The organism is Croceivirga thetidis (genome assembly GCF_012272815.1).
In the GTDB taxonomy this organism is placed as follows: Bacteria; Bacteroidota; Bacteroidia; order Flavobacteriales; family Flavobacteriaceae; genus Croceivirga; species Croceivirga thetidis.
This window is the reverse complement of record NZ_JAAWWL010000002.1, coordinates 1,167,981-1,187,591: the sequence shown is the minus strand read 5'-3', so window position 1 is coordinate 1,187,591 and position 19,611 is coordinate 1,167,981. Positions and strand designations below refer to the sequence as shown.

Annotated in this window: 20 protein-coding genes and 1 other RNA gene; 7 read left to right on the top strand and 14 right to left on the bottom strand. The window is 37.3% G+C overall.

Annotated features, from left to right (window positions below; translation table 11 throughout):
- Positions 1-53 precede the first annotated feature (53 nt).
- Genes HCU67_RS13020 through HCU67_RS13010 form a run of 3 tightly spaced genes read right to left on the bottom strand, consistent with a single transcriptional unit; the run spans position 54 to position 2,195 of the window.
- The gene (locus tag HCU67_RS13020) at positions 54-404 is read right to left on the bottom strand and encodes a carboxymuconolactone decarboxylase family protein (RefSeq protein WP_168553039.1); all 351 of its coding nucleotides are present in this window, start codon (positions 402-404) and stop codon (positions 54-56) included.
- Entirely contained in the window at positions 394-1,230 is an 837-nt protein-coding gene (gene tatC, locus HCU67_RS13015; protein ID WP_168553038.1) for a twin-arginine translocase subunit TatC, read from the bottom strand. The genes HCU67_RS13020 and tatC overlap by 11 nt, the downstream gene beginning before the upstream one ends.
- Entirely contained in the window at positions 1,230-2,195 is a 966-nt protein-coding gene (locus HCU67_RS13010; protein WP_168553521.1) for a KpsF/GutQ family sugar-phosphate isomerase, read from the bottom strand. Before HCU67_RS13010 ends, tatC begins: the two co-directional genes overlap by 1 nt.
- A 137-nt stretch (positions 2,196-2,332) precedes the next feature.
- Here HCU67_RS13010 and HCU67_RS13005 point away from each other — a divergent pair, with 137 nt between their 5' ends.
- Entirely contained in the window at positions 2,333-4,525 is a 2,193-nt protein-coding gene (locus tag HCU67_RS13005; RefSeq protein WP_168553037.1) for a RecQ family ATP-dependent DNA helicase, read from the top strand.
- Here HCU67_RS13005 and HCU67_RS13000 read toward each other — a convergent pair.
- The 4 genes from HCU67_RS13000 to HCU67_RS12985 are packed head-to-tail and all read right to left on the bottom strand — an operon-like array spanning position 4,522 to position 5,840.
- Positions 4,522-4,914 carry a DUF2752 domain-containing protein gene (locus HCU67_RS13000; protein ID WP_210423706.1) on the bottom strand — a complete coding sequence of 131 codons (393 nt, stop codon included), beginning with the start codon at positions 4,912-4,914 and terminating at the stop codon, positions 4,522-4,524. The two genes, HCU67_RS13005 and HCU67_RS13000, sit on opposite strands and share 4 nt — an antisense overlap.
- On the bottom strand, positions 4,907-5,185 hold the full coding sequence (locus tag HCU67_RS12995) for a CD225/dispanin family protein (RefSeq protein ID WP_168553035.1): 279 nt from the start codon (positions 5,183-5,185) through the stop codon (positions 4,907-4,909). The genes HCU67_RS13000 and HCU67_RS12995 overlap by 8 nt, the downstream gene beginning before the upstream one ends.
- Positions 5,186-5,220: 35 nt before the next feature.
- Complete coding sequence (locus HCU67_RS12990) at positions 5,221-5,559, bottom strand: CCC motif membrane protein (protein ID WP_168553034.1); 339 nt, start codon at positions 5,557-5,559, stop codon at positions 5,221-5,223.
- Positions 5,560-5,570: 11 nt separating this feature from the next.
- Complete coding sequence (locus HCU67_RS12985) at positions 5,571-5,840, bottom strand: DUF2752 domain-containing protein (RefSeq protein WP_345890720.1); 270 nt, start codon at positions 5,838-5,840, stop codon at positions 5,571-5,573.
- A 124-nt stretch (positions 5,841-5,964) separates the two neighbouring features.
- On the opposite strand from HCU67_RS12985, the gene HCU67_RS12980 reads away from it, so the two are divergent.
- Complete coding sequence (locus tag HCU67_RS12980; protein ID WP_168553032.1) at positions 5,965-6,504, top strand: Smr/MutS family protein; 540 nt, start codon at positions 5,965-5,967, stop codon at positions 6,502-6,504.
- Here HCU67_RS12980 and HCU67_RS12975 read toward each other — a convergent pair.
- Positions 6,501-7,004, bottom strand: a complete 504-nt coding sequence (locus HCU67_RS12975) for a hypothetical protein (RefSeq protein WP_168553031.1) — start codon at positions 7,002-7,004, stop codon at positions 6,501-6,503. The genes HCU67_RS12980 and HCU67_RS12975 overlap by 4 nt on opposite strands.
- A 110-nt stretch (positions 7,005-7,114) precedes the next feature.
- Here HCU67_RS12975 and HCU67_RS12970 point away from each other — a divergent pair, with 110 nt between their 5' ends.
- Positions 7,115-8,263 (top strand): cysteine desulfurase family protein, encoded by a 1,149-nt coding sequence (locus tag HCU67_RS12970; protein ID WP_168553030.1) that lies wholly within the window; start codon positions 7,115-7,117, stop codon positions 8,261-8,263.
- On the opposite strand, the gene HCU67_RS12965 is transcribed toward HCU67_RS12970, so the two are convergent.
- From HCU67_RS12965 to HCU67_RS12955, 3 genes are read right to left on the bottom strand one after another with little or no spacing between them, the layout of a single operon-like run.
- Positions 8,260-8,907, bottom strand: a complete 648-nt coding sequence (locus tag HCU67_RS12965; RefSeq protein WP_168553029.1) for a hypothetical protein — start codon at positions 8,905-8,907, stop codon at positions 8,260-8,262. The two genes, HCU67_RS12970 and HCU67_RS12965, sit on opposite strands and share 4 nt — an antisense overlap.
- A 5-nt stretch (positions 8,908-8,912) precedes the next feature.
- Positions 8,913-11,381, bottom strand: a complete 2,469-nt coding sequence (locus HCU67_RS12960) for a carboxypeptidase-like regulatory domain-containing protein (protein ID WP_168553028.1) — start codon at positions 11,379-11,381, stop codon at positions 8,913-8,915.
- 3 nt (positions 11,382-11,384) lie between these two features.
- Complete coding sequence (locus HCU67_RS12955; RefSeq protein ID WP_168553027.1) at positions 11,385-13,079, bottom strand: M23 family metallopeptidase; 1,695 nt, start codon at positions 13,077-13,079, stop codon at positions 11,385-11,387.
- A 154-nt stretch (positions 13,080-13,233) separates the two neighbouring features.
- Between HCU67_RS12955 and HCU67_RS12950 the strand changes: the two genes are divergently transcribed.
- The 4 genes from HCU67_RS12950 (at position 13,234) to rny (ending at position 15,614) form a co-directional block, all read left to right on the top strand.
- The gene (locus HCU67_RS12950; RefSeq protein WP_168553026.1) at positions 13,234-13,524 is read left to right on the top strand and encodes a hypothetical protein; all 291 of its coding nucleotides are present in this window, start codon (positions 13,234-13,236) and stop codon (positions 13,522-13,524) included.
- A gap of 9 nt (positions 13,525-13,533) precedes the next feature.
- A complete protein-coding gene (locus HCU67_RS12945; RefSeq protein WP_168553025.1) occupies positions 13,534-13,839 on the top strand; it encodes a cell division protein ZapA in 306 nt (101 codons plus the stop codon).
- Between the two features lie 43 nt (positions 13,840-13,882).
- Positions 13,883-13,992, top strand: a non-coding RNA gene (gene ssrS / locus HCU67_RS12940) — 6S RNA.
- 50 nt (positions 13,993-14,042) lie between these two features.
- The gene (rny, locus tag HCU67_RS12935) at positions 14,043-15,614 is read left to right on the top strand and encodes a ribonuclease Y (protein WP_168553520.1); all 1,572 of its coding nucleotides are present in this window, start codon (positions 14,043-14,045) and stop codon (positions 15,612-15,614) included.
- 18 nt (positions 15,615-15,632) lie between these two features.
- On the opposite strand, the gene HCU67_RS12930 is transcribed toward rny, so the two are convergent.
- The 3 genes from HCU67_RS12930 to HCU67_RS12920 form a co-directional block, all read right to left on the bottom strand.
- Positions 15,633-17,741, bottom strand: a complete 2,109-nt coding sequence (locus HCU67_RS12930; RefSeq protein ID WP_168553024.1) for a DUF349 domain-containing protein — start codon at positions 17,739-17,741, stop codon at positions 15,633-15,635.
- Between the two features lie 117 nt (positions 17,742-17,858).
- On the bottom strand, positions 17,859-18,608 hold the full coding sequence (locus HCU67_RS12925; protein WP_168553023.1) for a shikimate dehydrogenase family protein: 750 nt from the start codon (positions 18,606-18,608) through the stop codon (positions 17,859-17,861).
- Positions 18,562-19,599 (bottom strand): DUF368 domain-containing protein, encoded by a 1,038-nt coding sequence (locus tag HCU67_RS12920; RefSeq protein ID WP_168553022.1) that lies wholly within the window; start codon positions 19,597-19,599, stop codon positions 18,562-18,564. The genes HCU67_RS12925 and HCU67_RS12920 overlap by 47 nt, the downstream gene beginning before the upstream one ends.
- Positions 19,600-19,611: the final 12 nt, after the last annotated feature.

The window sequence follows — 19,611 nt, the reverse complement described above, 5'->3', positions numbered from 1 at the left end:
AACGCTCAAAGCTAACCATTAATGATTCCCCCAATTCTATATTTTTGAAATATTTAGGCTTCCATCGCTTCGAGTTCTTCCCAAAATTCAAAGGCTCTTCTTAGATGGGGAATCACAATGGTTCCACCAACGAGGGTAGCAATGCCAAGGGTTTCCATAACCTCTTCTTTGCTCGCGCCTTCCTTCTTAGAGCTTTCTAAATGGTATTTTACACAATCATCACATCTAAGTACCGCAGAGGCAACCAGGCCAAGTAATTCTTTGGTTTTTACATCTAGGGCACCTTCCATGTAGGCATTGGTGTCTAAGTTGAAAATCCGTTTGATAAGTTTGTTGTTTTCTGCTAAGAGCTTTTCATTCATCTTTTGCCTGTAGGCATTGAACTCTTCAACTTTATTTGGCATTTTTTAGTGCTTTTTCTCTTTTAGCTTCCCGTTTTAAAACGAGTTTTGAAATGTATATACTAATTTGATATAAGACCAAAACCGGTATTGCGACTATAATCTGACTGGTAACATCAGGGGGTGTTATTACCGCGGCAACAATTAATACAACTACCAATGCAATTTTTCGGTATTTTTTTAAAATCTCTGGTGTTACCAAACCGATTTTAGTCAAGAAGAAAATAATGATTGGGAGTTCAAACATAATTCCGCACGCAATTACTGATGCTCTAACGGTACCAATGTATGAGCCCAAATCAATTTCATTATTTACTACATCGCTAACTTGATACGTACCCAAAAAATTAATTGAAAGTGGAGCGACAACGTAATATCCGAACAGTACTCCAATAAAAAACAAAGTGGAGGCTGCAAAAATGAATCCTCGGGAATACTTTCTTTCGTTGGCATGTAACCCTGGACTAATAAATCGCCATAATTCCCAAAGGACATAGGGGAAGGAAATTATGAAACCTGACCAAATTGAAGTCCAGATATGGGCAGAGAATTGTCCAGCCATTAATCGACTCTGAATGGTAAACGGTAATTCATCGCCGCAGAAATCAGAGGTGATCCCGAAAAAGGTCGCTATGTTGCAGAAGAATCGATATGTTGGAAAGTCAAGATTTTTAGGGCCGAAAATAATTCCGAAAATAAAATCTTTCATTACAAATGCCACCGTGGCAACTATTATGATTGCACCTATGGACCGTATAAGATGCCACCGTAATTCTTCTAAATGGTCCAAAAAGGACATTTCATTTGGGTCTTTTGTCACTTTAGCCATTATCCTAGACCTTCATTAATCAAATTATGGATATGTATTACCCCTCGATATTTGCCTTTATCTAAAACCAAGAGTTGTGAAATTCCATTTTCCCGCAACATTTCCATCGCTTTAATCGCCAATACATCTGAGGAAATGGTTTTTGGATTTTTAGTCATGATATCACTAGCAGTCAAATTTTTAATATTATCGTGCTGATTTAGCATTCTTCTAATATCACCATCAGTTATAATGCCAACAACTTTACCTTGGTCGGTTACTGCGGTTACACCCAACATTTTTTCAGATATTTCAACAATTGCTTTTTTCACGGGTGTGTCAAGCGTCACATGTGGTTTTAAATTATTACTTACAATGTCTTCCACACGCAGGTAGAGGCGTTTTCCTAACGATCCCCCCGGATGGTATTTTGCAAAGTCCTCACTACTAAATCCCCGAATTTCCAATAAGGCAATGGCCAATGCATCTCCCATAACCAGTTGGGCTGTTGTACTTGTTGTTGGAGCCAAATTGTTAGGGCAAGCTTCCTTTTCAATATGAGTGTTCAATACAAAATCAGCCTGCCTTGCTAATACAGAATCAAGATTGCCGGTTAGACCAATCAGTTTGTTTTTACCTCTTTTTATTAAAGGAATCAACATTTTGATTTCTTCAGTATTTCCACTTTTTGAAATACAAATAACAACGTCGTCTTTTAAAATAGTACCCAAGTCACCATGTATGGCATCGGCTGCATGCATGAAAATTGCAGGAGTCCCAGTAGAATTAAGGGTTGCAACAATTTTTGAGGCAATCAACGCGCTTTTTCCTACACCAGAAATAATAACCCTTCCCTTAGATTGTAAGATACATTTTACAGCTAACTCAAATTGATTGTTAAGCAGGTTGGCTAAATTCGCAATGGACGTACTTTCGTTTTGAAATGTGCGTTTAGCAATGTCGATAGCACTACTATTAATATTCAAAGTATTCTTGGGATTCTTCAATTGATTTGCTGAAAGAATGTGTTATATTTAAGATTACAAAATTAAACAAACTGAAGACTTATTCGTTTTTAATGCCAAACCGTTTGTTGAATTTTATGTTACCTAATCAAGGATAGATGAAGATGGATTTGAATGCTGCATTGAAGAAGTACTTTGGTTTTACCACATTTAAAGGGCTTCAGGAAGATGTAGTTAAGAGCATCATGCAAAACAAAGACACCTTTGCCATTATGCCCACAGGGGGCGGCAAATCACTTTGTTATCAACTTCCAGCCATGATGAAAGAAGGTACTGCAATAGTGGTATCACCTTTAATCGCCTTAATGAAAAATCAGGTAGATGCCATGAGAGGTGTCTCTGAGTCGACTGGCGTGGCACATGTATTGAATTCCTCCCTTACCAAAACGGAAGTAAAAAGGGTAATGGACGACATTAGCTGTGGGGTCACTAAATTATTATATGTCGCTCCCGAGTCACTTACCAAAGAAGATTACATTGAGTTTTTAAGAACCGTTCCACTATCATTCGTAGCTGTAGATGAAGCACATTGTATTTCTGAATGGGGCCACGATTTTAGACCTGAATACCGCAATTTAAAAAGCATTATCAATAGGTTGGGAGATAACATTCCCATAATCGCTTTAACTGCTACGGCCACCCCTAAGGTACAGGAAGACATTACCAAAAATTTGGGGATGACAGACGCTCAGGTTTTTAAAGCCTCGTTTAATAGACCCAACCTTTACTACGAGGTACGACCGAAAACAAAAAATGTTGACGCTGATATTACCCGCTTTGTTAAACAAAACCAAGGCAAATCAGGAATTATTTACTGTCTAAGTAGAAAGAGGGTAGAAGAATTAGCTCAAATACTTCAAGTGAATGGTGTTAGCGCTGTGCCATACCATGCTGGTTTTGATGGCAAAACAAGGGCAAAACATCAAGATATGTTTTTGATGGAGGATGTTGATGTAGTCGTGGCAACAATAGCCTTTGGAATGGGTATAGATAAGCCAGATGTACGTTTTGTAATTCACCATGATATACCGAAAAGTATTGAAAGCTATTATCAGGAAACCGGAAGAGCTGGTCGAGATGGGGGAGAAGGTCACTGTCTGGCTTTCTACTCTTATAAGGATGTCGAAAAGCTAGAAAAATTCATGTCAGGTAAGCCAGTAGCAGAACAAGAAGTAGGTAATGCTTTATTGCAAGAAATTGTAGCCTATGCCGAAACTTCTATGTCTAGAAGAAAGTTCATCCTGCATTATTTTGGTGAGGAGTTTGATACGGAGACCGGCGAGGGAGGTGATATGGATGATAACGTTCGAAATCCTAAACCTAAGGAAGAAGCCAAGGATAACGTAGTCATTCTCTTAAAAGGAGTTCAAGCTACCTTGGAAAAGTTCAAGAGCAAAGAAGTTGTAAAAACGTTAGTTGGAAAGACCAATGCTCTGGTAACATCGCATAAAGCTCATGAAAAAGACGTTTTTGGGTCAGGCAGTGGAAAAAACGAAAGTTATTGGATGGCCCTAATTCGTCAAGTACTGGTCGCTGGACTATTAAAAAAGGAAATCGAGCAATACGGTATACTTCATATCACGGATTCCGGCAAAGAGTTTTTAAATGCCCCAACATCATTTATGATGACGCATGATCATGTGTATAGTCAAGAAAATGATGATGCCATTGTAGCCGAACAGAAATCAGGTGGTGCGGCAGCCGATACTAAACTTCTCAAATTGCTTAAGGACTTACGAAAGAAAGAGGCGGTAAAGCATGAAGTACCTCCTTTTGTAGTTTTCCAAGATCCTTCTTTGGATGATATGGTCCTTAAATATCCCATTAGTCTTGACGAAATGGCAAATGTTCATGGCGTAGGCGAGGGAAAAGCCAAAAAGTATGGAAAACCATTTATTGAATTTATCTCCAAGTATGTCGAAGAAAACGAAATTACCCGTCCTGATGACCTAGTCGTTAAAAGTACAGGAGCCAATTCAGGTCTTAAATTGTATATCATTCAAAATGTAGATAGAAAATTGCCCTTGGATGATATAGCTTCAGCAAAAGGGCTAGAGTTAACAGACCTCATTAAAGAAATGGAACAAATTGTTTTTAGTGGTACCAAATTGAATCTGCAATACTGGGTGGATGAAATTTTGGATGAGGACCAACAAGAAGAAATACACGATTACTTTCTAGAGGCAGAGACAGACTCCATTTCAGCAGCACAAGAAGAATTTGATGGGGACTATGAAGAAGATGAACTTCGATTGTACCGATTGAAATTTATCAGTGAAGTAGCCAATTAAGGGGCCAGCCAGTTAAAGGGACTTTGGTCAATATTTCTCAAAATCATAAATATTACGATTATTCCAAGTACAATTAAGGGAGTGTATTTATAATAGAATATGCTTTTTTTATGCGGATAAAAAAACCGCATCGAAAGCTCAATTGCAATTGTAATTAATGCTGGAATAAGTAATAGATTATGACTTACCGCATCGTAAATGCGAAGGTGTAAAAGGTCGTGAATGGCCCTTTGGCTACCGCATCCCGAACAATAGATGCCTAAATGGTCATGAATTGGGCATTTTGGAAAAAAGAACTGTCCACTGGGATTAAATAGAAAAAAAAGGAGTGCCCCCGCAACGAGAGACACTCCAATAAGAACAATTTTTAGTTGTCTCTGGCTAACCATTCAACGCTCCCATGAAAGCTAAGCCACCAAAAACAAGTATGTAAAGTAACCAAACTACTATGCCAATTATTGGTCCAGCAATAGCCCAATTCTTGGCCTTTCTGGAATTTTCTTGAGCAATTTCATATTCGCCACGTTCATAGGCTTCGTTCACTTTAGAGGCATAAATAATACTGGGTATGCCAGTAACGATACAGCACAATACAGTACTTAAAATTGCCCATACCAGATAATTATCTGGTTTCGGTGGTTGGTTAATTGAGTTATCCATAAACGATTACTAGATATTATTAAAAGATTTTGAATTTATTCGATTTCAATACCCATTTGTTCGTAAACCTCTTTGGTTTTTTCCATATATCCTTCAATACCACCCATCTGATAGATTTGGTATATTGACCAGATAAGGGTCAAAGCTCCTAAAACGAGACCTATGATTGCAATTATTTTAGCTGTTTTAAGTTGGCTGAAATTGCTGTAGTTTTCTGGATTTTGTTGATATGTCTTTTCATCTTTTTTCAAAAGGAAAAAGGCGATTCCAGACATGATTACACCACCTAAGCCAGAGCTTAAGCAGCAGCAAAAAAAGGATATAATTCCGAGTACTAACGATATTGTAACGTTTGGTAATTTTTGTTGTTCCATAAGTGAAATATTTAGTGTAAGTGTAAAAGTTTTAAAATATAGTTGGTTAAAATCAATAGAACGGATGAAATACTTAGTGCAATCACCAAGTTGTTATAGTACTTTATGGTAATAAATCGATTTGTTATTAAGATCAATGCCAGGGGAATCAAAGTATAAATCGCCGGATACATTTTAAAGGCCTCAACAAAATCCCCTCTGATCAAAAAAGCAACTGACCTTTGTAATCCACATCCTGGGCAATCGATGCCAAAGAGCTGCTTGCTAAAGCATGGCAGCATATAGTCTTCTAAGACGATAAGAAGAAGCAAAAGTTTAATACGCATATCGGTTAGCTAACTATGGCTGAAAATACTATTATTTTTGAACATTGAATATTGATTAGTATCATTTTTCATTTGACAAATGAAATTTAAAGTCGGTGACATAGTTGAGGTATTGGATGAAGCCTTACGAGGAGAAGTTATGGGTTTCGAAGGAAACGAAATAGAAGTAGTAACAGAAGATGGATTCACTTTTAGATATCGGCCTCAGCAACTTGTGAAAATTACAGATGAGATTCAAGTAAGTAATTATGAGGTTGCCCAAATCAAAAAACAAAAAGAACTTCCTAAAAAAAAGCAAGCTAAGGTTGTAAAACCAAAAGAACGGAATGCTCCAAAAATGGAGGTTGACCTGCATATTCACCAATTGGTTAAGTCAACTAAAGGAATGGGTAATTTTGATATGCTAGAGATTCAATTGCAAACGGCGAGGCGGCAATTGGAATTTGCAATTCGAAATAGAATACAAAAAGTCGTTTTCATCCACGGAGTGGGCGAGGGGGTGCTCAAAGAAGAACTAAAATACCTTTTCAACAAATACGAAAACCTAAAGTTCTACGATGCGGAATACAAAAAGTATGGACTGGGAGCTACAGAGGTCTACATTTTCCAAAACCCTTAGTTGGAAACGGTTGTAGTAAAAGACCCAAACTCATTAATTGTCAAATCGGTAATTCGTTCTCCAGCAGCATTTACCAATTGAATATTATCCAATTGAATTGTATGTCTAAAAGTTGTATCGTCTTCTTGGGTTGTTGTTACTAAGACCGTTCCGGAATCTGCTTCTATCTCTTCAGTAACAATTGGGGTTGCAGGAGGGAAATCACTACAGAAATAGCTATTACTAACATTATCATTAAAAACCCGATATGTGAGTTGAGCCTGGCTCGGAATTGTTCTGGAAATCGTCTCGGTGGATATTTCGTTTAGAAATAAATCCGCCGGTAGTTCAAGAATTAATGCTTCTTCTTGATTGATTTTAAAGAATAAATCAGTGGTTAAGCCTGCAGTTCCGCACTGGTCCAAACTGGCGCTATCAAAATCTAAGGTTTCTATTTGCAAATCACCATCGCTACATGAAATAAGCGAGGCCAACAGAACTACAAGAAATGTTTTTTTCATGTCGTCAAAGTTAATTGAATTCCAAATTTAGTGCGAATCAACATTTCCTTTTTGGCATAAATTAACGCTGCAATCGCTATTTTTGCCCATCGTATTCTAGCCATTCAAAAATGCAAAAAGTATATCTAGATAGTGCAGCGACTACGCAAGTAAGGTCAGAAGTCATTGAAAAAATGCAGAAGGCTTTGGGAGAAGTTTATGGTAATCCTTCTTCTACCCATAGTTTTGGTAGAACTGCAAAATCCCATATTGAAAGTGCCCGAAAGACCATCGCAAAACAGTTGAACTGCCAAGCGTCTGAAATAATCTTCACATCTGGTGGTACAGAAGCTGATAATATGATTTTGCGTTGTGCCGTCAGAGATTTGGGAGTAGAAACCCTAATCACCTCAAAAATTGAACATCATGCGGTGCTTCATACCTGTGAAGAATTAGCCGAAGAGTACGGCATTTCACTTGAATTTGTAAATCTAGATGAAAACGGAAATCCAGATTTAAATCATTTGGACAAATTACTAAAGCAAGACGATACCAAGAAATTGGTTAGTTTGATGCATGTCAACAATGAGATAGGTAATTTGTTGGATTTAGAAACAGTATGTGGTCTATGTCAGGAAAACAATGCTCTTTTTCATTCTGATACTGTACAATCGATTGGGCATTTTGAGTGGGATTTAGAATCGACTCCGATTGATTTCCTAACAGCGGCAGCCCATAAATTTCATGGACCAAAGGGTATTGGTTTTGCTTTTATCCGTAAAAATTCCGGTCTTAAGCCATTGATAGTCGGCGGCTCCCAAGAACGTGGATTTAGGGCCGGTACAGAAGCATTCCATAATATTGTAGGACTAGAAGAGTCTTTTAATGCGGCCTACCAAAGCATGGAATCAGAACGGGCTTATGTAACCGGGCTAAAAAAACATTTCATCAAGAACTTGAAACAAGCCTTGCCAGGTATTGAGTTCAACGGACTTTCTGGTGACCTTACGAAAAGTACCTATACCTTGGTGAATGCTCGTTTGCCTTTTGACACCCAAAAGGCACTTATGCTCTTATTTCATATGGATTTGAAAGGGATAGCCTGTTCAAAAGGCAGTGCTTGTCAATCCGGTAGTAACAAAGGTTCTCATGTTCTAACTAGTATTTTATCAGAAGAAGAACAGCAAAAGCCTTCAATCCGGTTCTCTTTTTCGCACTACAACACCATAGAAGAATTAGACTATGTAATACAGGTGTTGAAAGAATTTGCAGTGAGCTAATTTTTACGCTTACGCCTTCTTTCTTTATCGTATGGAAATTTACGAGAGGCCGCTTTCATCATTTTATCAATAACTTCATCGGTATCCTTCCCGGTTTTTTTGGTGATGGACTTTTCATACTTCCAAAGTAATTTGCCAGTTTCGCCATCGCTTATTTTTATACCTATTCTCCCATAATTGGACTCTGAGAAATAATCCAAGAAAGTAAAATTGGTAGGTACTCCCTTGGAAAGAAGAATGTTCAGGTCAAGGGATCCACTGATAATACCGTCGACTTTTAAAATCTTACAAAGCTGTTTTGTAGTGTAGATGTCCAAATCACTATAGGTTATGCCTTCTTTTGCCAAAAGGGCATTCGTGTTTTCTACATTTTGAAAATCAACATTGAACTTTTTTCTTTTTTTTCGCCTCGAAAAGTAGGTTTCAAGTGCATTTTGTACCGCGTAACCTTCACGCTCAGCCAATTGGCGTAGTTTTTCCTTTGATTCAGCATTATCAAGTTCCAGCTGGGTAACAAAAGGAATTATGGCTAAAATTTCATGTTCTTCAGTCAATTCATCAAACCGATTACTTTCATAAATGTTCTTTTGGCCTTGCAGAAAGGCAGCAAAAAAGAAAAACAAGATGATGATTGTATTTTTCAAAATCCTCAAAATTTCAAGCCAAATTTTAAGTTCAAAATGCGTGAGGTCAAAAAATTTGGTATTGCAAATTGTCGCTGTGTCTCCACGTCGCGAACCCAAGTGTTGGTAATTGAATTTTGATTGTTGAATAAATTGAAAATTTCAAACCCCACATTAAAATTTTTAAATCGATGCAACCAATGTCCTCGAGGGTATTGGTTTTGATTGTCGACAAAAATATATGAAATTCCTAAATCGGCTCGTCTGTAATCTCTTAATCTATTCTGAAAATTATAGGGATCGGCATTATTGGGAGAGCCTCCGGGAACCCCAGTATTGTAGACCAAATTCACATATAGTTTTAGATTTGGAATTGTTGGCATGTGATCTTGAAATAAAATACCCAGCTTTAATCGTTGATCAGAAGGTCGTGAAATAAAGCCCCTGCCATTCTGGTTTTCCTCGGTTTTTAGATAACCTATGCTCAACCAGGATTCTTCTCCAGGAAGTAGTGTTCCGTTTAGCCTAAAATCAATACCATAAGCATAAGCCTCGGCTTTGTTATTTGCTCGATATCTGATTCTAACATCTTCAAGGGTATAGGTGTTTATATTGTACAGGTTTTTATAATAAGCTTCACTGGTTAGTCGAAAGGGCCTGTCCCATAAGTTGAAGCTATATTCATTACCCAGAACAATATGAATTGATTTTTGAGCCTCTACCTCAGGATTCACAAGCCCGTTGATATCACGTAATTCCCTGTAAAATGGTGGTTGCTGATAACTACCGATGGCCAATCTAAAAAGCATGTCTTTTTCCCAATCTGGCTTAAGGGCCAATTGTGCTCTCGGACTAACAAGAAACTGGGAATTTGAAACGATGTCTTCACCGGAAAGTGACCAATACTGGGCCCGAATTCCAAAATTGTAATAGATATTGGTATTACCCCAAGTAGTATTTTTATCATATTGTAGAAATCCTGATATCCTATTAGTTGAAACAAAATTTCTAGCTCTTGCACTTTCAAAAGGCACGATATCGCCATCGAAGGGTTCTGCTGGTTGGTTATTGATAAATTCAGGAGTGTTTGGACGAATGAAAAAACCAGCCGAATCCAAAAATTCAGATTCGCGTAAATCATCCCTCACATCTTCAAATGTATATTTAAGCCCCCACTGTAATGAGCTATTATCTTTTTTGATTCTTCCTTTGTGTGAAATATTGAAGATTAAGATATCCAATTGATTTCGAGCCCTAATGATTTGACCACCAGCACTACCAGGATTAATAATTTCGCCAAAGTTTTCACTGCCCAAGTTTGTATCAACATCACCCAATTCATATTCTGCGATCACATCAGAAAATTCCTCTTCAGCGGTATGATATACTGAACTTGTAAGGCCTAATTGTATATCTTGATTAGGATTGAATTGCGCTTGAAGAGCTGCAAATTCAGTTTGGTACTTATTATTTTCATTTCCTTCATATTCAACAACTAGAGCACGAGGTTCCAATAAAGAACCAAAATTTGTTTGTCTAGAAATAGGTTCGTTCTGGTAGTCGTTCAAAGAAAAATTACCCAGAAACGACATATTCCATTTTTTTGAGAAATGATATTTTAAAAAAGATTGGGCATCTAAAAACGAGGGTTGAAAGTTTGACTGTGTTTGTTGGGTATTAACAAGTAATGAATTGTTGCGGTATCTAATTCCAGAAATACTGGTAAAAGAATTGTCGCTAGAAGTAGTTTCAAGAGTAAGTCCCGCTCCCAATAAACTGCCATCAACCTGTAATGCATATGAACTCGGTATTTTATAAGTTATATCTAGAACAGAGGAAAGTTTATCACCATATTTGGCTTGAAAACCACCAGCTGAAAAATCGACATTAGCAACCATTGAACTATTTATAAAACTAAAGCCTTCTTGTTGTGCAGAACGAATTAGGAATGGCCGGTACACTTCTATTCCATTGATGTAGACCAAATTTTCATCAAAGTTGCCACCACGAACATTGTATTGCGTACTCAATTCATTGTTAAAAGAAACCCCCGGCAACAATTTTAATAGATTTTCTACCCCAGCATTCGCCCCTGGGATTTTACGAACTACTTCTGGGGAAATCGTTGTGATACCTTCAACCGTTTTTCTTCCTAAGGGAGTTACTTCAACTTCATCCATTTGAACTACTTTGGTATTCAGTATTGGGTTGAATTCAAAGGTTTCGTTAGTGTTTAAGATTAGGTCGTTTAGAACTATCTCTTTATGACCAATGTGCGAGAAAGTTATGGAAGTCTTTTTCTCAGCGATTATTTCGATTTTGTAAAAACCATTTTCATCGGTAGAAGTTCCGATCTCACCCACTCTTACATTGACGTTGGCCAATGGTTTCTGGTCTTCATCAAAAACAACACCTGTTACTACTGCGTTTTGAGCCCAAAGGCCCGTTGTAGTGATAACGAATACTAACCAGAAAACTAATTTAGACCGGTTCACAACTTATTTTCTAAAGAAAGTGCTCTCAAAAGTAGTTGAGTTACCCACATTATCGGTTACAATAACCTTTAATTCACATTTGGGTTCTTTAGCAATATCGTCTGCAAAATTGTAAGTAAGTGTCCTGTTTTTTGGTTCATACTCCATTAAAATCCATTTCCCGTTTAAATAGGCATTGTATTCGTTAATACCACTTAAATCATCTGAAATTTCAAGGCTGAGGTATCTGTAGTTGCTTAACCATTCTTTTTCCCTAAAATTTCTTGGTTTAACAGTAGGGGCAATCGAGTCCATTGCAAGTGTGTATAGGCCAAAATTTCTTGTTCGTGTAACAAAAACATCACCTTTCTTATAGGTTTTGGTATAATTGGCTTCCAAATCATCCTCATCCAATCGAGCGACAAATAGTTTCTTTTTCTCATCGCTGGAATATTTTGACACATTGAAGTTCAAAGTAAAATTTCTGTGGGCGGCTACAGTTTTATTATGAACTCGAATGGTATCATTTCCTTTTTCAAGGTCCAAATAAAAATCTTTATAAAAGGTGTTAGCAGGGAAATACACTTTGGCTAGACCAAGATCAAAGCTGGCTGGTTTTTTGCGTTCAACATAATATTCCGTTATCTCTTTTTCTGGGAATATTTTAATCGGTTTGACTTCACCTTCAACAGGTATGATTACTTTGGTCTCGTTCCCCATTATATCGGTTAACAATAATTCTACATTGTATGACATGCCTTCCACAACCGGAATTTTCCCGTCCAAGTATAACTTTTTGTAAATACTAAGTTTATTTGAATTCTCTTTAAAACATTTTTGAATTCGTTGACGATATTTTCGAAAATGTTCATAATCAATAAGCGTGTTTATGTATCTGGTTTCACCGAAAGAGAATGTTTCAAAATCATATTCGGTATACACCTTACCATTGACCGTCTGCTTGAGACTGTATATACCATTTTTATTCGCTGCCAAATCTTGGCGATCAAAACCTGCAAAACCAAAACCTATTGTTCCATGCGCAGAGACCTTGCTAGCTAATAAAGTGCCATCTGGTTGTTTTGAAAAGTTAAGTTTAGTTTTCTTTCCACTTTGATTAATATGGGCCCCTTCAGATAGGGGGTACCCATAAAGACTAATAAAGCTAGGGTCGGTCGCATCAGCCACTTCATAGCCATACAAAAGTGGATTGGTGGGTTTTTCTGTGATGCTGCTTCTAATTTCAAAATGCAAGTGGGGGCCGGCTGAACTTCCAGTATTACCGCCAAAGGCTATAACGTCGCCTTTTTTTACTTCGATTTCACCGAAATCAGGAAAAACTTCGACTTCGTATGATTGCTTTTTATATTGAATGGACTTAATGTATTCTTCAATTTCAGGGCCGAATTTTTGTAAGTGGGCGTAAACTGAGGTATACCCGTTCGGGTGGGCAATGTAGAGTGCTTTACCAAACCCCCAGTGCGAGATTTTTATCCTTGTAATAGTGCCATCTCCAATTGCATACATCGGCAAACCCTGTCTTCGCTGGGTTTTGATGTCTATTCCTGAATGAAAATGATTTGAGCGCAATTCTCCGAACGTGCCTGCCAATACAATGGGAATATCTACTGGAGAACGAAATTCGTCTTGAGGATATTTGTCTTGTGGGAATAAATTCGAGCAAACCAAAATAGCGAGGAGCAATAAGCTGGGGCGCATAGATATTAGTTGGATTTTATTTCGAAAGTAAACAATACACCTCACATGCTAAAAGATGTAGATATTAAAGTAAAACTTCAACTATTAAATGCAAAAAGAGTTGTTATGTTGTATCAAGATGGTTAAATTTGTTTAGACGCATTGCAATTTGCTAATGGGCGAACTTGTTGAAATTGTTGACTCCCTTGAACTAAAGGTTAATCGTCTTCTTGGTAAAATAGAAGACTTACAACTTTTAAATAGGAATCTTTCGAAGGAGGTTGAAGCACTAAAAGAACAAAAGTTAGAAAGTGACCAGTCCATTAATGAATGGGAGGAAAAATTTAACTCCTTGAAATTGGCGAATTCAATGCTTGGCAGTAATACAAACAAAACAGAGGCCAAGCTCAAAATAAATGCAATGATTAGGGAAATTGATCATTGTATTGCACAATTGGCCGAATAGATTTAGTGGATGAACGAAAAGCTCAAAATCAAGCTTTCAATTGCGGATAGGGTCTACCCATTAACAATCGACCCAAGACAAGAAGAAGGATTGAGAAAAGCAGCTAAAAACATTGAAGTTTTGGCGAAGAAATTTGAGCAAAGTTACGCTGTTCGAGACAAGCAAGATGTTCTGGCTATGTGTGCACTACAATTTGCTAGCAAAATTGAACAGGGAGGAATAAATGAAGCTGAAAATATAAAATCTGCAACCAGACGCTTAAAAGCACTTGAGGAAAAACTCAAAGGCAGTTTGGATTCAGAAAACGTTCTTTAAAATAATTATTGTTACTGCCCACATTGGTATTATTTTTTGACAAACTCAACATTATTGCATTTAAAAAGGGTGAGTTTAGGTTGTAAAAGCGTGCCCTACTCGCATAGGGATTTTTGAGCAGCCTGTTAGCCCTAAACCTGTTATTAGGAGTTTGTACAAAACTTCGCCCAATGTGGGCTTTTTTTATAACCAATTATAAAGTAATGGATACTACTATTCTAACTATAATAGTGGCCCTTGTAGGATTAATTATCGGTTTTGCAATTGCAAAAGCTCTTGAAAAGGGCAAAGCGGCAAAAACAATAGCAAGAGCAGAGAAAAGGGCCTCAAACATAATTCGAGATGCTAAGAAGGATGGTGAAGGCATAAAAAAGGACAAAATATTCCAAGCCAAAGAAAAGTTTTTGGAATTAAAGGCCGAGCACGAAAAGGTAATTATAACTAAAGACAAAAAAATTGCCGAAGCGGAGAAACGTACACGTGATAAAGAATCGCAAATAAGCAACGAATTATCAAAGAACAAAAAACTCAATCAAGGCCTAGAGGATAAAATCAAGGACTTTGAACATAAAACTGAAATCCTTGAACGTAAACAGGCGGAAGTTGATAAGCTACACCGTAGTCAAGTTAAACAACTTGAAGTAATCTCAGGACTTTCGGCAGAGGATGCCAAATCGCAGTTGATGGAGTCATTAAAAGAAACGGCGAAGACCGATGCAATGGCCTATTTGCAATCCACGCTTGAAGAAGCAAAACTTACTGCACAACAAGAAGCAAAAAAGATTGTAATTAATACCATTCAACGAATAGGTACCGAAGAGGCAATTGATAACTGCGTTTCAGTTTTCAATCTTGAGTCTGATGATGTCAAAGGTCGTATTATAGGCAGGGAAGGTAGAAATATCCGGGCGATTGAATCTGTTACAGGTGTTGAAATCATTGTTGATGATACCCCTGAAGCGATTATACTTTCGTGCTTTGATTCCGTACGACGTGAAATTGCCCGTCTATCCTTGCACCGATTGGTTACTGATGGTCGAATTCATCCGGCGAGAATCGAAGAGGTGGTCAAAAAGACCGAGAAACAAATCAATGAAGAAATTGTTGAAATTGGTAAGAGAACAGTTATTGACTTAGGTATTCATGGCCTTCATCCTGAACTTATCAAGGCCGTTGGGCGCATGAAATACCGTTCTTCCTACGGGCAAAATTTATTGCAACACTCAAGAGAAGTAGCCAAATTATGTTCCGTAATGGCCTCTGAGCTTGGTTTAAATCCTAAATTGGCTAAGCGGGCTGGACTATTACACGATATAGGAAAGGTTCCAATTTTAGAAACTGAAGTTGAGAAGCCACATGCTATTTTAGGTATGGATTGGGCGAAAAAATATGGTGAAAATAAAGAGGTGTGCAATGCAATTGGGGCCCACCATGATGAAATTGAGATGACCAGTATGATTTCACCGATTGTTCAAGTTTGTGATGCAATCAGTGGGGCACGACCCGGTGCGAGACGACAAGTTCTTGATTCATACATTCAACGATTAAAAGATTTAGAAGATGTTGCATTTGGATTCAATGGAGTTCAAAAAGCTTATGCCATTCAAGCGGGTAGAGAACTTCGTGTAATCGTAGAAAGTGAAAAGGTAAATGATGACCAAGCGGCAGAATTATCCTTTAATATCTCTCAGAAGATTCAAACTGAAATGACCTACCCTGGTCAAGTCAAGGTCACCGTTATACGCGAAACAAGGGCTGTCAACGTGGCCAAGTAAAATGAAATAAGAAAAGATTTACTCTTCTTCGGAATGATTTTCAGGCTTGGCTGATTCCTTGCCTATATTGTTTTTTAAGATATTTAGATTCTTAAGTTTGCCTTGCCAAGTTTCCAGAGCATCTTTCTGCTTATTGATGTTTTTTATAACATCTTTTACCAAAGGGTTATCCTCAGAAGCATTGCTGAAAAATTGAAGGTTGTTTTCTAGTTGCCTTATTTCGGCCTTACTTTCTTCTATTTTCTTTTTGATATAGCTTCGTTCACTTCTAATTGCCGATTCATCTTCCGTATTGGCCAATTGCTTGATTCTATCCCCATACTTCATGAGTTCAGCTTCATGTCTACTGATATTCAGCTTTTTGAATAGGGCATCAATGATTTTGTTGAACTTGGAGTTGATATGTCTTTTATTATAGGGAATGTGTCCGTACCCTTTCCACTCCTCAATAAAACCCTTCACGGTTTCCATGTCCTTTTTAGAATCGCCAGTAAGAACAAAGTCCTTTAAGCGATTTAAGCATTCCGTTTTTTTCTGAAGATTTTCAAATTCTTTTTGCTGCGAAGCATTTCTTTTGGAGTGAATGCGGTCAAAATAATGGTTGCATGCATCTTTGAATTCTTTCCAGATTTTATCTGAATATTTTCTAGGGACATGACCAATTTTTTTCCATTCGGCCTGAATTCGCTTCATCTCAGGAGTTGCCATATCAAAGTCATCGCTATCTTTCAAGGCGACAGCGAGACCAAGCAAAGCCTTTTTCTTTTCTAGATTTTCGTGTTGGTCCTTTTTTAAATTTTTATAGAAGGAATTTTTCTTTCGATTAAAACCTCGAACAGCTTCCTTAAAAGCAGACCAAGTTTCTTCATTCACCTTTTGTGGCACACGTCCAGCTTTGAAGAAAGCTTCTCGAAGGGATTCAATCTCTTTTATTTGTTTTTGAATACCCCTATGATTATCAGTAACCGTATTGGCCACATTAATTATTTCGGCAATCAACCCTTGCTTCTTCAATAGATTTTTTTCGTAGGAAGCTTCAATTTCGAGTTGATTGTCTTTTCTTCTTTGATGTAATGTCTTGGTGGCATTACTAAACCGTTCCCAAATCTCTTCACGTTGTTCCTTTGCTACCGGACCGATTTCTTCTTTCCAAATCTTATGAAGGGTTTGTAATTCCCTAAAGGCTTTACCGAGGTCAGGTTCTTGTGTCAGTTCTTCTGCGCGAAGAACAAGTTTGGTCTTTTCCTCGAGGTTGTGCTTAAAATCTAAATCTCTCAATTCTCGATTTAGATGAAGAAAATCGTAGAAAATTTCTACGTGGTGATGGTATGTTCTCCAAACATCATTATAGCTCGTTCTTGGAACTGGACCTGCGTTTCGCCACCGTTCTTGAAGATCTTTGAAATTGGTATATGTGGTGTTCATATCTTCCTCCACATTTACCAATGCTTTTAATTCTTCAATAATCGCGAGCCTGTTTTCTAGATTTAACTTTAAAGTTTTTTCTAAATCTTTATAATAGCTATCCCGCTTTTCACGGTATTCACGATACACCTCATTGAATTGTCTTTTTGCAATTGAACTATATCTGAAATCAATTTCATTACCACCGCCTTCAATGAATTCCTCTTTCTTTTGTTCAAAAATTTCGTTGTACTTCTGATTGAACTCATCCCTGATTGAACCAACGTGCTTATTTATGGCCTGTATTTTTTCATTTTTGACCAGTCGCTGTAATTCACCAACCAAGTTTTCTATTGACATGGCATGGTAATCAAGCATTGGAATAAAATGCCGCTTCTGATTGTCACTATCCTCAGCATCTTCGGCATTTTCTTCATCTATTTCCTCTTGCGGTTCTTTATTGGATTCTTCTGAGTCTGAATCTTCTTCAATCAAAGATTCTTCGGAAATTTTATTATCAACTTTTTCTTCAGCTAACGATGCCTCCTCCTCAATAGGATTGGTTACTTCAGATGCTTGATTTTCTGTGGAATTAATAACTTTTTCTGAAGATTGTGAAGTCTCGTTTTCAGAAACCGTTGCGTTTTTTTCAGCGTTGGTATTCGTTGATTCCTTGTTTTCCCCTCCTACAGTTTCCTGTGGTTTTTGCTCATTTGAATCCATCAGTCAATATTTGTTAATTTCAGGTAGATGGTCAAGGTTTAAATTTCTACTTAAACCACTAAAGCAAAAGTAGTGATTCTACTTTTGTAACAGTATCTTGGGGATGGGATTCAAAATTCAACTATTCCAAATACGCCAAGCTTCTTCTGCTTGATACTGAAGCATCAGGGCACCATTTTGAATTTGAGCTCCTGCGGCTTCACCTGATTTTAAGAATGCAGTTTTATCTGGATTGTAAATTAAGTCGAATAAGAAATGACTTGAATTTAAAAATTTATATGGGATGTCAGGTTTATCTTCGATATTTGGATAGGTACCCAAAGGCGTACAATTAACTATTATTTGATGGGAAGTTATGATGTCTTCATCCAATTCTTCATATGAAAATTGTTCCTCAGAGGCTGCTCTAGAAACAAATTTATAATTGATATCCAATTGCTCAAATACAAAAGCCACTGCTTTAGAGGCGCCTCCAGTGCCCAGAATAAGGGCGTTATTATGGTATAACTTTAATTTTTTCTCAAGGGACTTTTGAAAGCCAAAAGCATCCGTATTAAAACCCTTGATTCCGTTTGGTGAAAATTTGATGGTATTAACGGCACCTATTTTTTTAGCAGCTCCTTCCAACTCATTTAAAAAAGGAATGACTTGTTCCTTGTAGGGTATAGTAACATTGAGTCCGCTTAGGTTATGCTGAACCAATAAATCTTTGAATTCTTCAATATTGGTTAAATCAAAGTTTTCATAAGAATGATTATTCAATCCTAAATTCTCAAACTTCTTTGAAAAATAGCCTTTGGAAAACGAATAGGAAATATTTCTACCTACCAGTCCGTATCTTTTCTTGTGCTTCCCTGTTTTTTCCATACCAATCTAGGCTCAATAGTAAAAAGAATCCCAATATGATGAAAAAAATTGCTCCCCAACTTTCCATTTCAACCATATCAGGCCAATAGCGCTGATAATTTTTTATAATCTTATCGCCATTGGAATCCAACAAATATTCCCCATTAATGTTCAATTTAAAAATCGTTCGTTTCCATGGCCACAGAACACCAAGCGAGCCAGTAATAAACCCTATGATAACAGCAGTGGTTATTGCTTTAAAGCGTTTAAGCACATAACCCAAAAGGTGGGAAAGCGTTACAAGACCTGTCAAGGACCCGAGTGTGAAAACGGCTAGAATTGCAAGTGTATTTAAACGCTTGGTATTGTTGACAAAGCTGAAATCACCTTTGAGAACTTCAGCTATACTTACATATAAGGCATTAACGGAATCTACTAATAGCAGAACATAATTGCCTAAAAGTATTAGAATGAAAGAACCTGAAAGTCCTGGCAATGTCATACCAGAAACACTTATTATGCCACAAAAGAAGACAAATATCAGATTGTCGTTTTCTGTTGCTGGACTAAGAAAGCTGATAGAAACCCCTACTATTAGGCCTATTAAGCCCCATAAAATCGTTTTACGATTCCAATGGTCATAATCTTTTGAAATATAGTAGATAGACCCCAAAACCATCCCAAAAAAGGCGGCCCATACGTATAGTTCCTTTTTTTGAAGAAAATAGTCTATTAGCCGTGCCACACTAAAGTAGCTTATGAGCATACCTGTAAAAAGTAAAACTAAAAACGTCCCGTTTATGTATCGATAGAAACTTTTAAAACGCGCGTTAAAAAGTAGTTTGAAAGCCTTATTGTTGATCTTTTGCAGTGAATAAATAAATTCTTCATAAAAGCCACCGACAAAAGCTACGATTCCTCCAGATACCCCAGGAACTTTATTGGCCGCTCCCATAAATAGGCCCTTGATGACAAGGTATAGTTTGTCCCAAAACGTTCTTGATGTATGCATAAAGAAAAAGCC

What these genes read in the sequence shown, in the direction of transcription:
- HCU67_RS13020 (WP_168553039.1), bottom strand. Translation starts at nt 404, where the DNA reads ATGCCAAATAAAGTTGAAGAGTTCAATGCCTACAGGCAAAAGATGAAT.
- tatC (WP_168553038.1), bottom strand. Translation starts at nt 1,230, where the DNA reads ATGGCTAAAGTGACAAAAGACCCAAATGAAATGTCCTTTTTGGACCAT.
- HCU67_RS13005 (WP_168553037.1), top strand. Translation starts at nt 2,333, where the DNA reads ATGAAGATGGATTTGAATGCTGCATTGAAGAAGTACTTTGGTTTTACC.
- HCU67_RS13000 (WP_210423706.1), bottom strand. Translation starts at nt 4,914, where the DNA reads ATGGTTAGCCAGAGACAACTAAAAATTGTTCTTATTGGAGTGTCTCTC.
- HCU67_RS12995 (WP_168553035.1), bottom strand. Translation starts at nt 5,185, where the DNA reads ATGGATAACTCAATTAACCAACCACCGAAACCAGATAATTATCTGGTA.
- HCU67_RS12990 (WP_168553034.1), bottom strand. Translation starts at nt 5,559, where the DNA reads ATGGAACAACAAAAATTACCAAACGTTACAATATCGTTAGTACTCGGA.
- HCU67_RS12985 (WP_345890720.1), bottom strand. Translation starts at nt 5,840, where the DNA reads ATGCTGCCATGCTTTAGCAAGCAGCTCTTTGGCATCGATTGCCCAGGA.
- HCU67_RS12980 (WP_168553032.1), top strand. Translation starts at nt 5,965, where the DNA reads ATGAAATTTAAAGTCGGTGACATAGTTGAGGTATTGGATGAAGCCTTA.
- HCU67_RS12975 (WP_168553031.1), bottom strand. Translation starts at nt 7,004, where the DNA reads ATGAAAAAAACATTTCTTGTAGTTCTGTTGGCCTCGCTTATTTCATGT.
- HCU67_RS12970 (WP_168553030.1), top strand. Translation starts at nt 7,115, where the DNA reads ATGCAAAAAGTATATCTAGATAGTGCAGCGACTACGCAAGTAAGGTCA.
- HCU67_RS12955 (WP_168553027.1), bottom strand. Translation starts at nt 13,079, where the DNA reads ATGCGCCCCAGCTTATTGCTCCTCGCTATTTTGGTTTGCTCGAATTTA.
- HCU67_RS12950 (WP_168553026.1), top strand. Translation starts at nt 13,234, where the DNA reads ATGGGCGAACTTGTTGAAATTGTTGACTCCCTTGAACTAAAGGTTAAT.
- HCU67_RS12945 (WP_168553025.1), top strand. Translation starts at nt 13,534, where the DNA reads ATGAACGAAAAGCTCAAAATCAAGCTTTCAATTGCGGATAGGGTCTAC.
- rny (WP_168553520.1), top strand. Translation starts at nt 14,043, where the DNA reads ATGGATACTACTATTCTAACTATAATAGTGGCCCTTGTAGGATTAATT.
- HCU67_RS12930 (WP_168553024.1), bottom strand. Translation starts at nt 17,741, where the DNA reads ATGGATTCAAATGAGCAAAAACCACAGGAAACTGTAGGAGGGGAAAAC.
- HCU67_RS12925 (WP_168553023.1), bottom strand. Translation starts at nt 18,608, where the DNA reads ATGGAAAAAACAGGGAAGCACAAGAAAAGATACGGACTGGTAGGTAGA.
- HCU67_RS12920 (WP_168553022.1), bottom strand. Translation starts at nt 19,599, where the DNA reads ATGCATACATCAAGAACGTTTTGGGACAAACTATACCTTGTCATCAAG.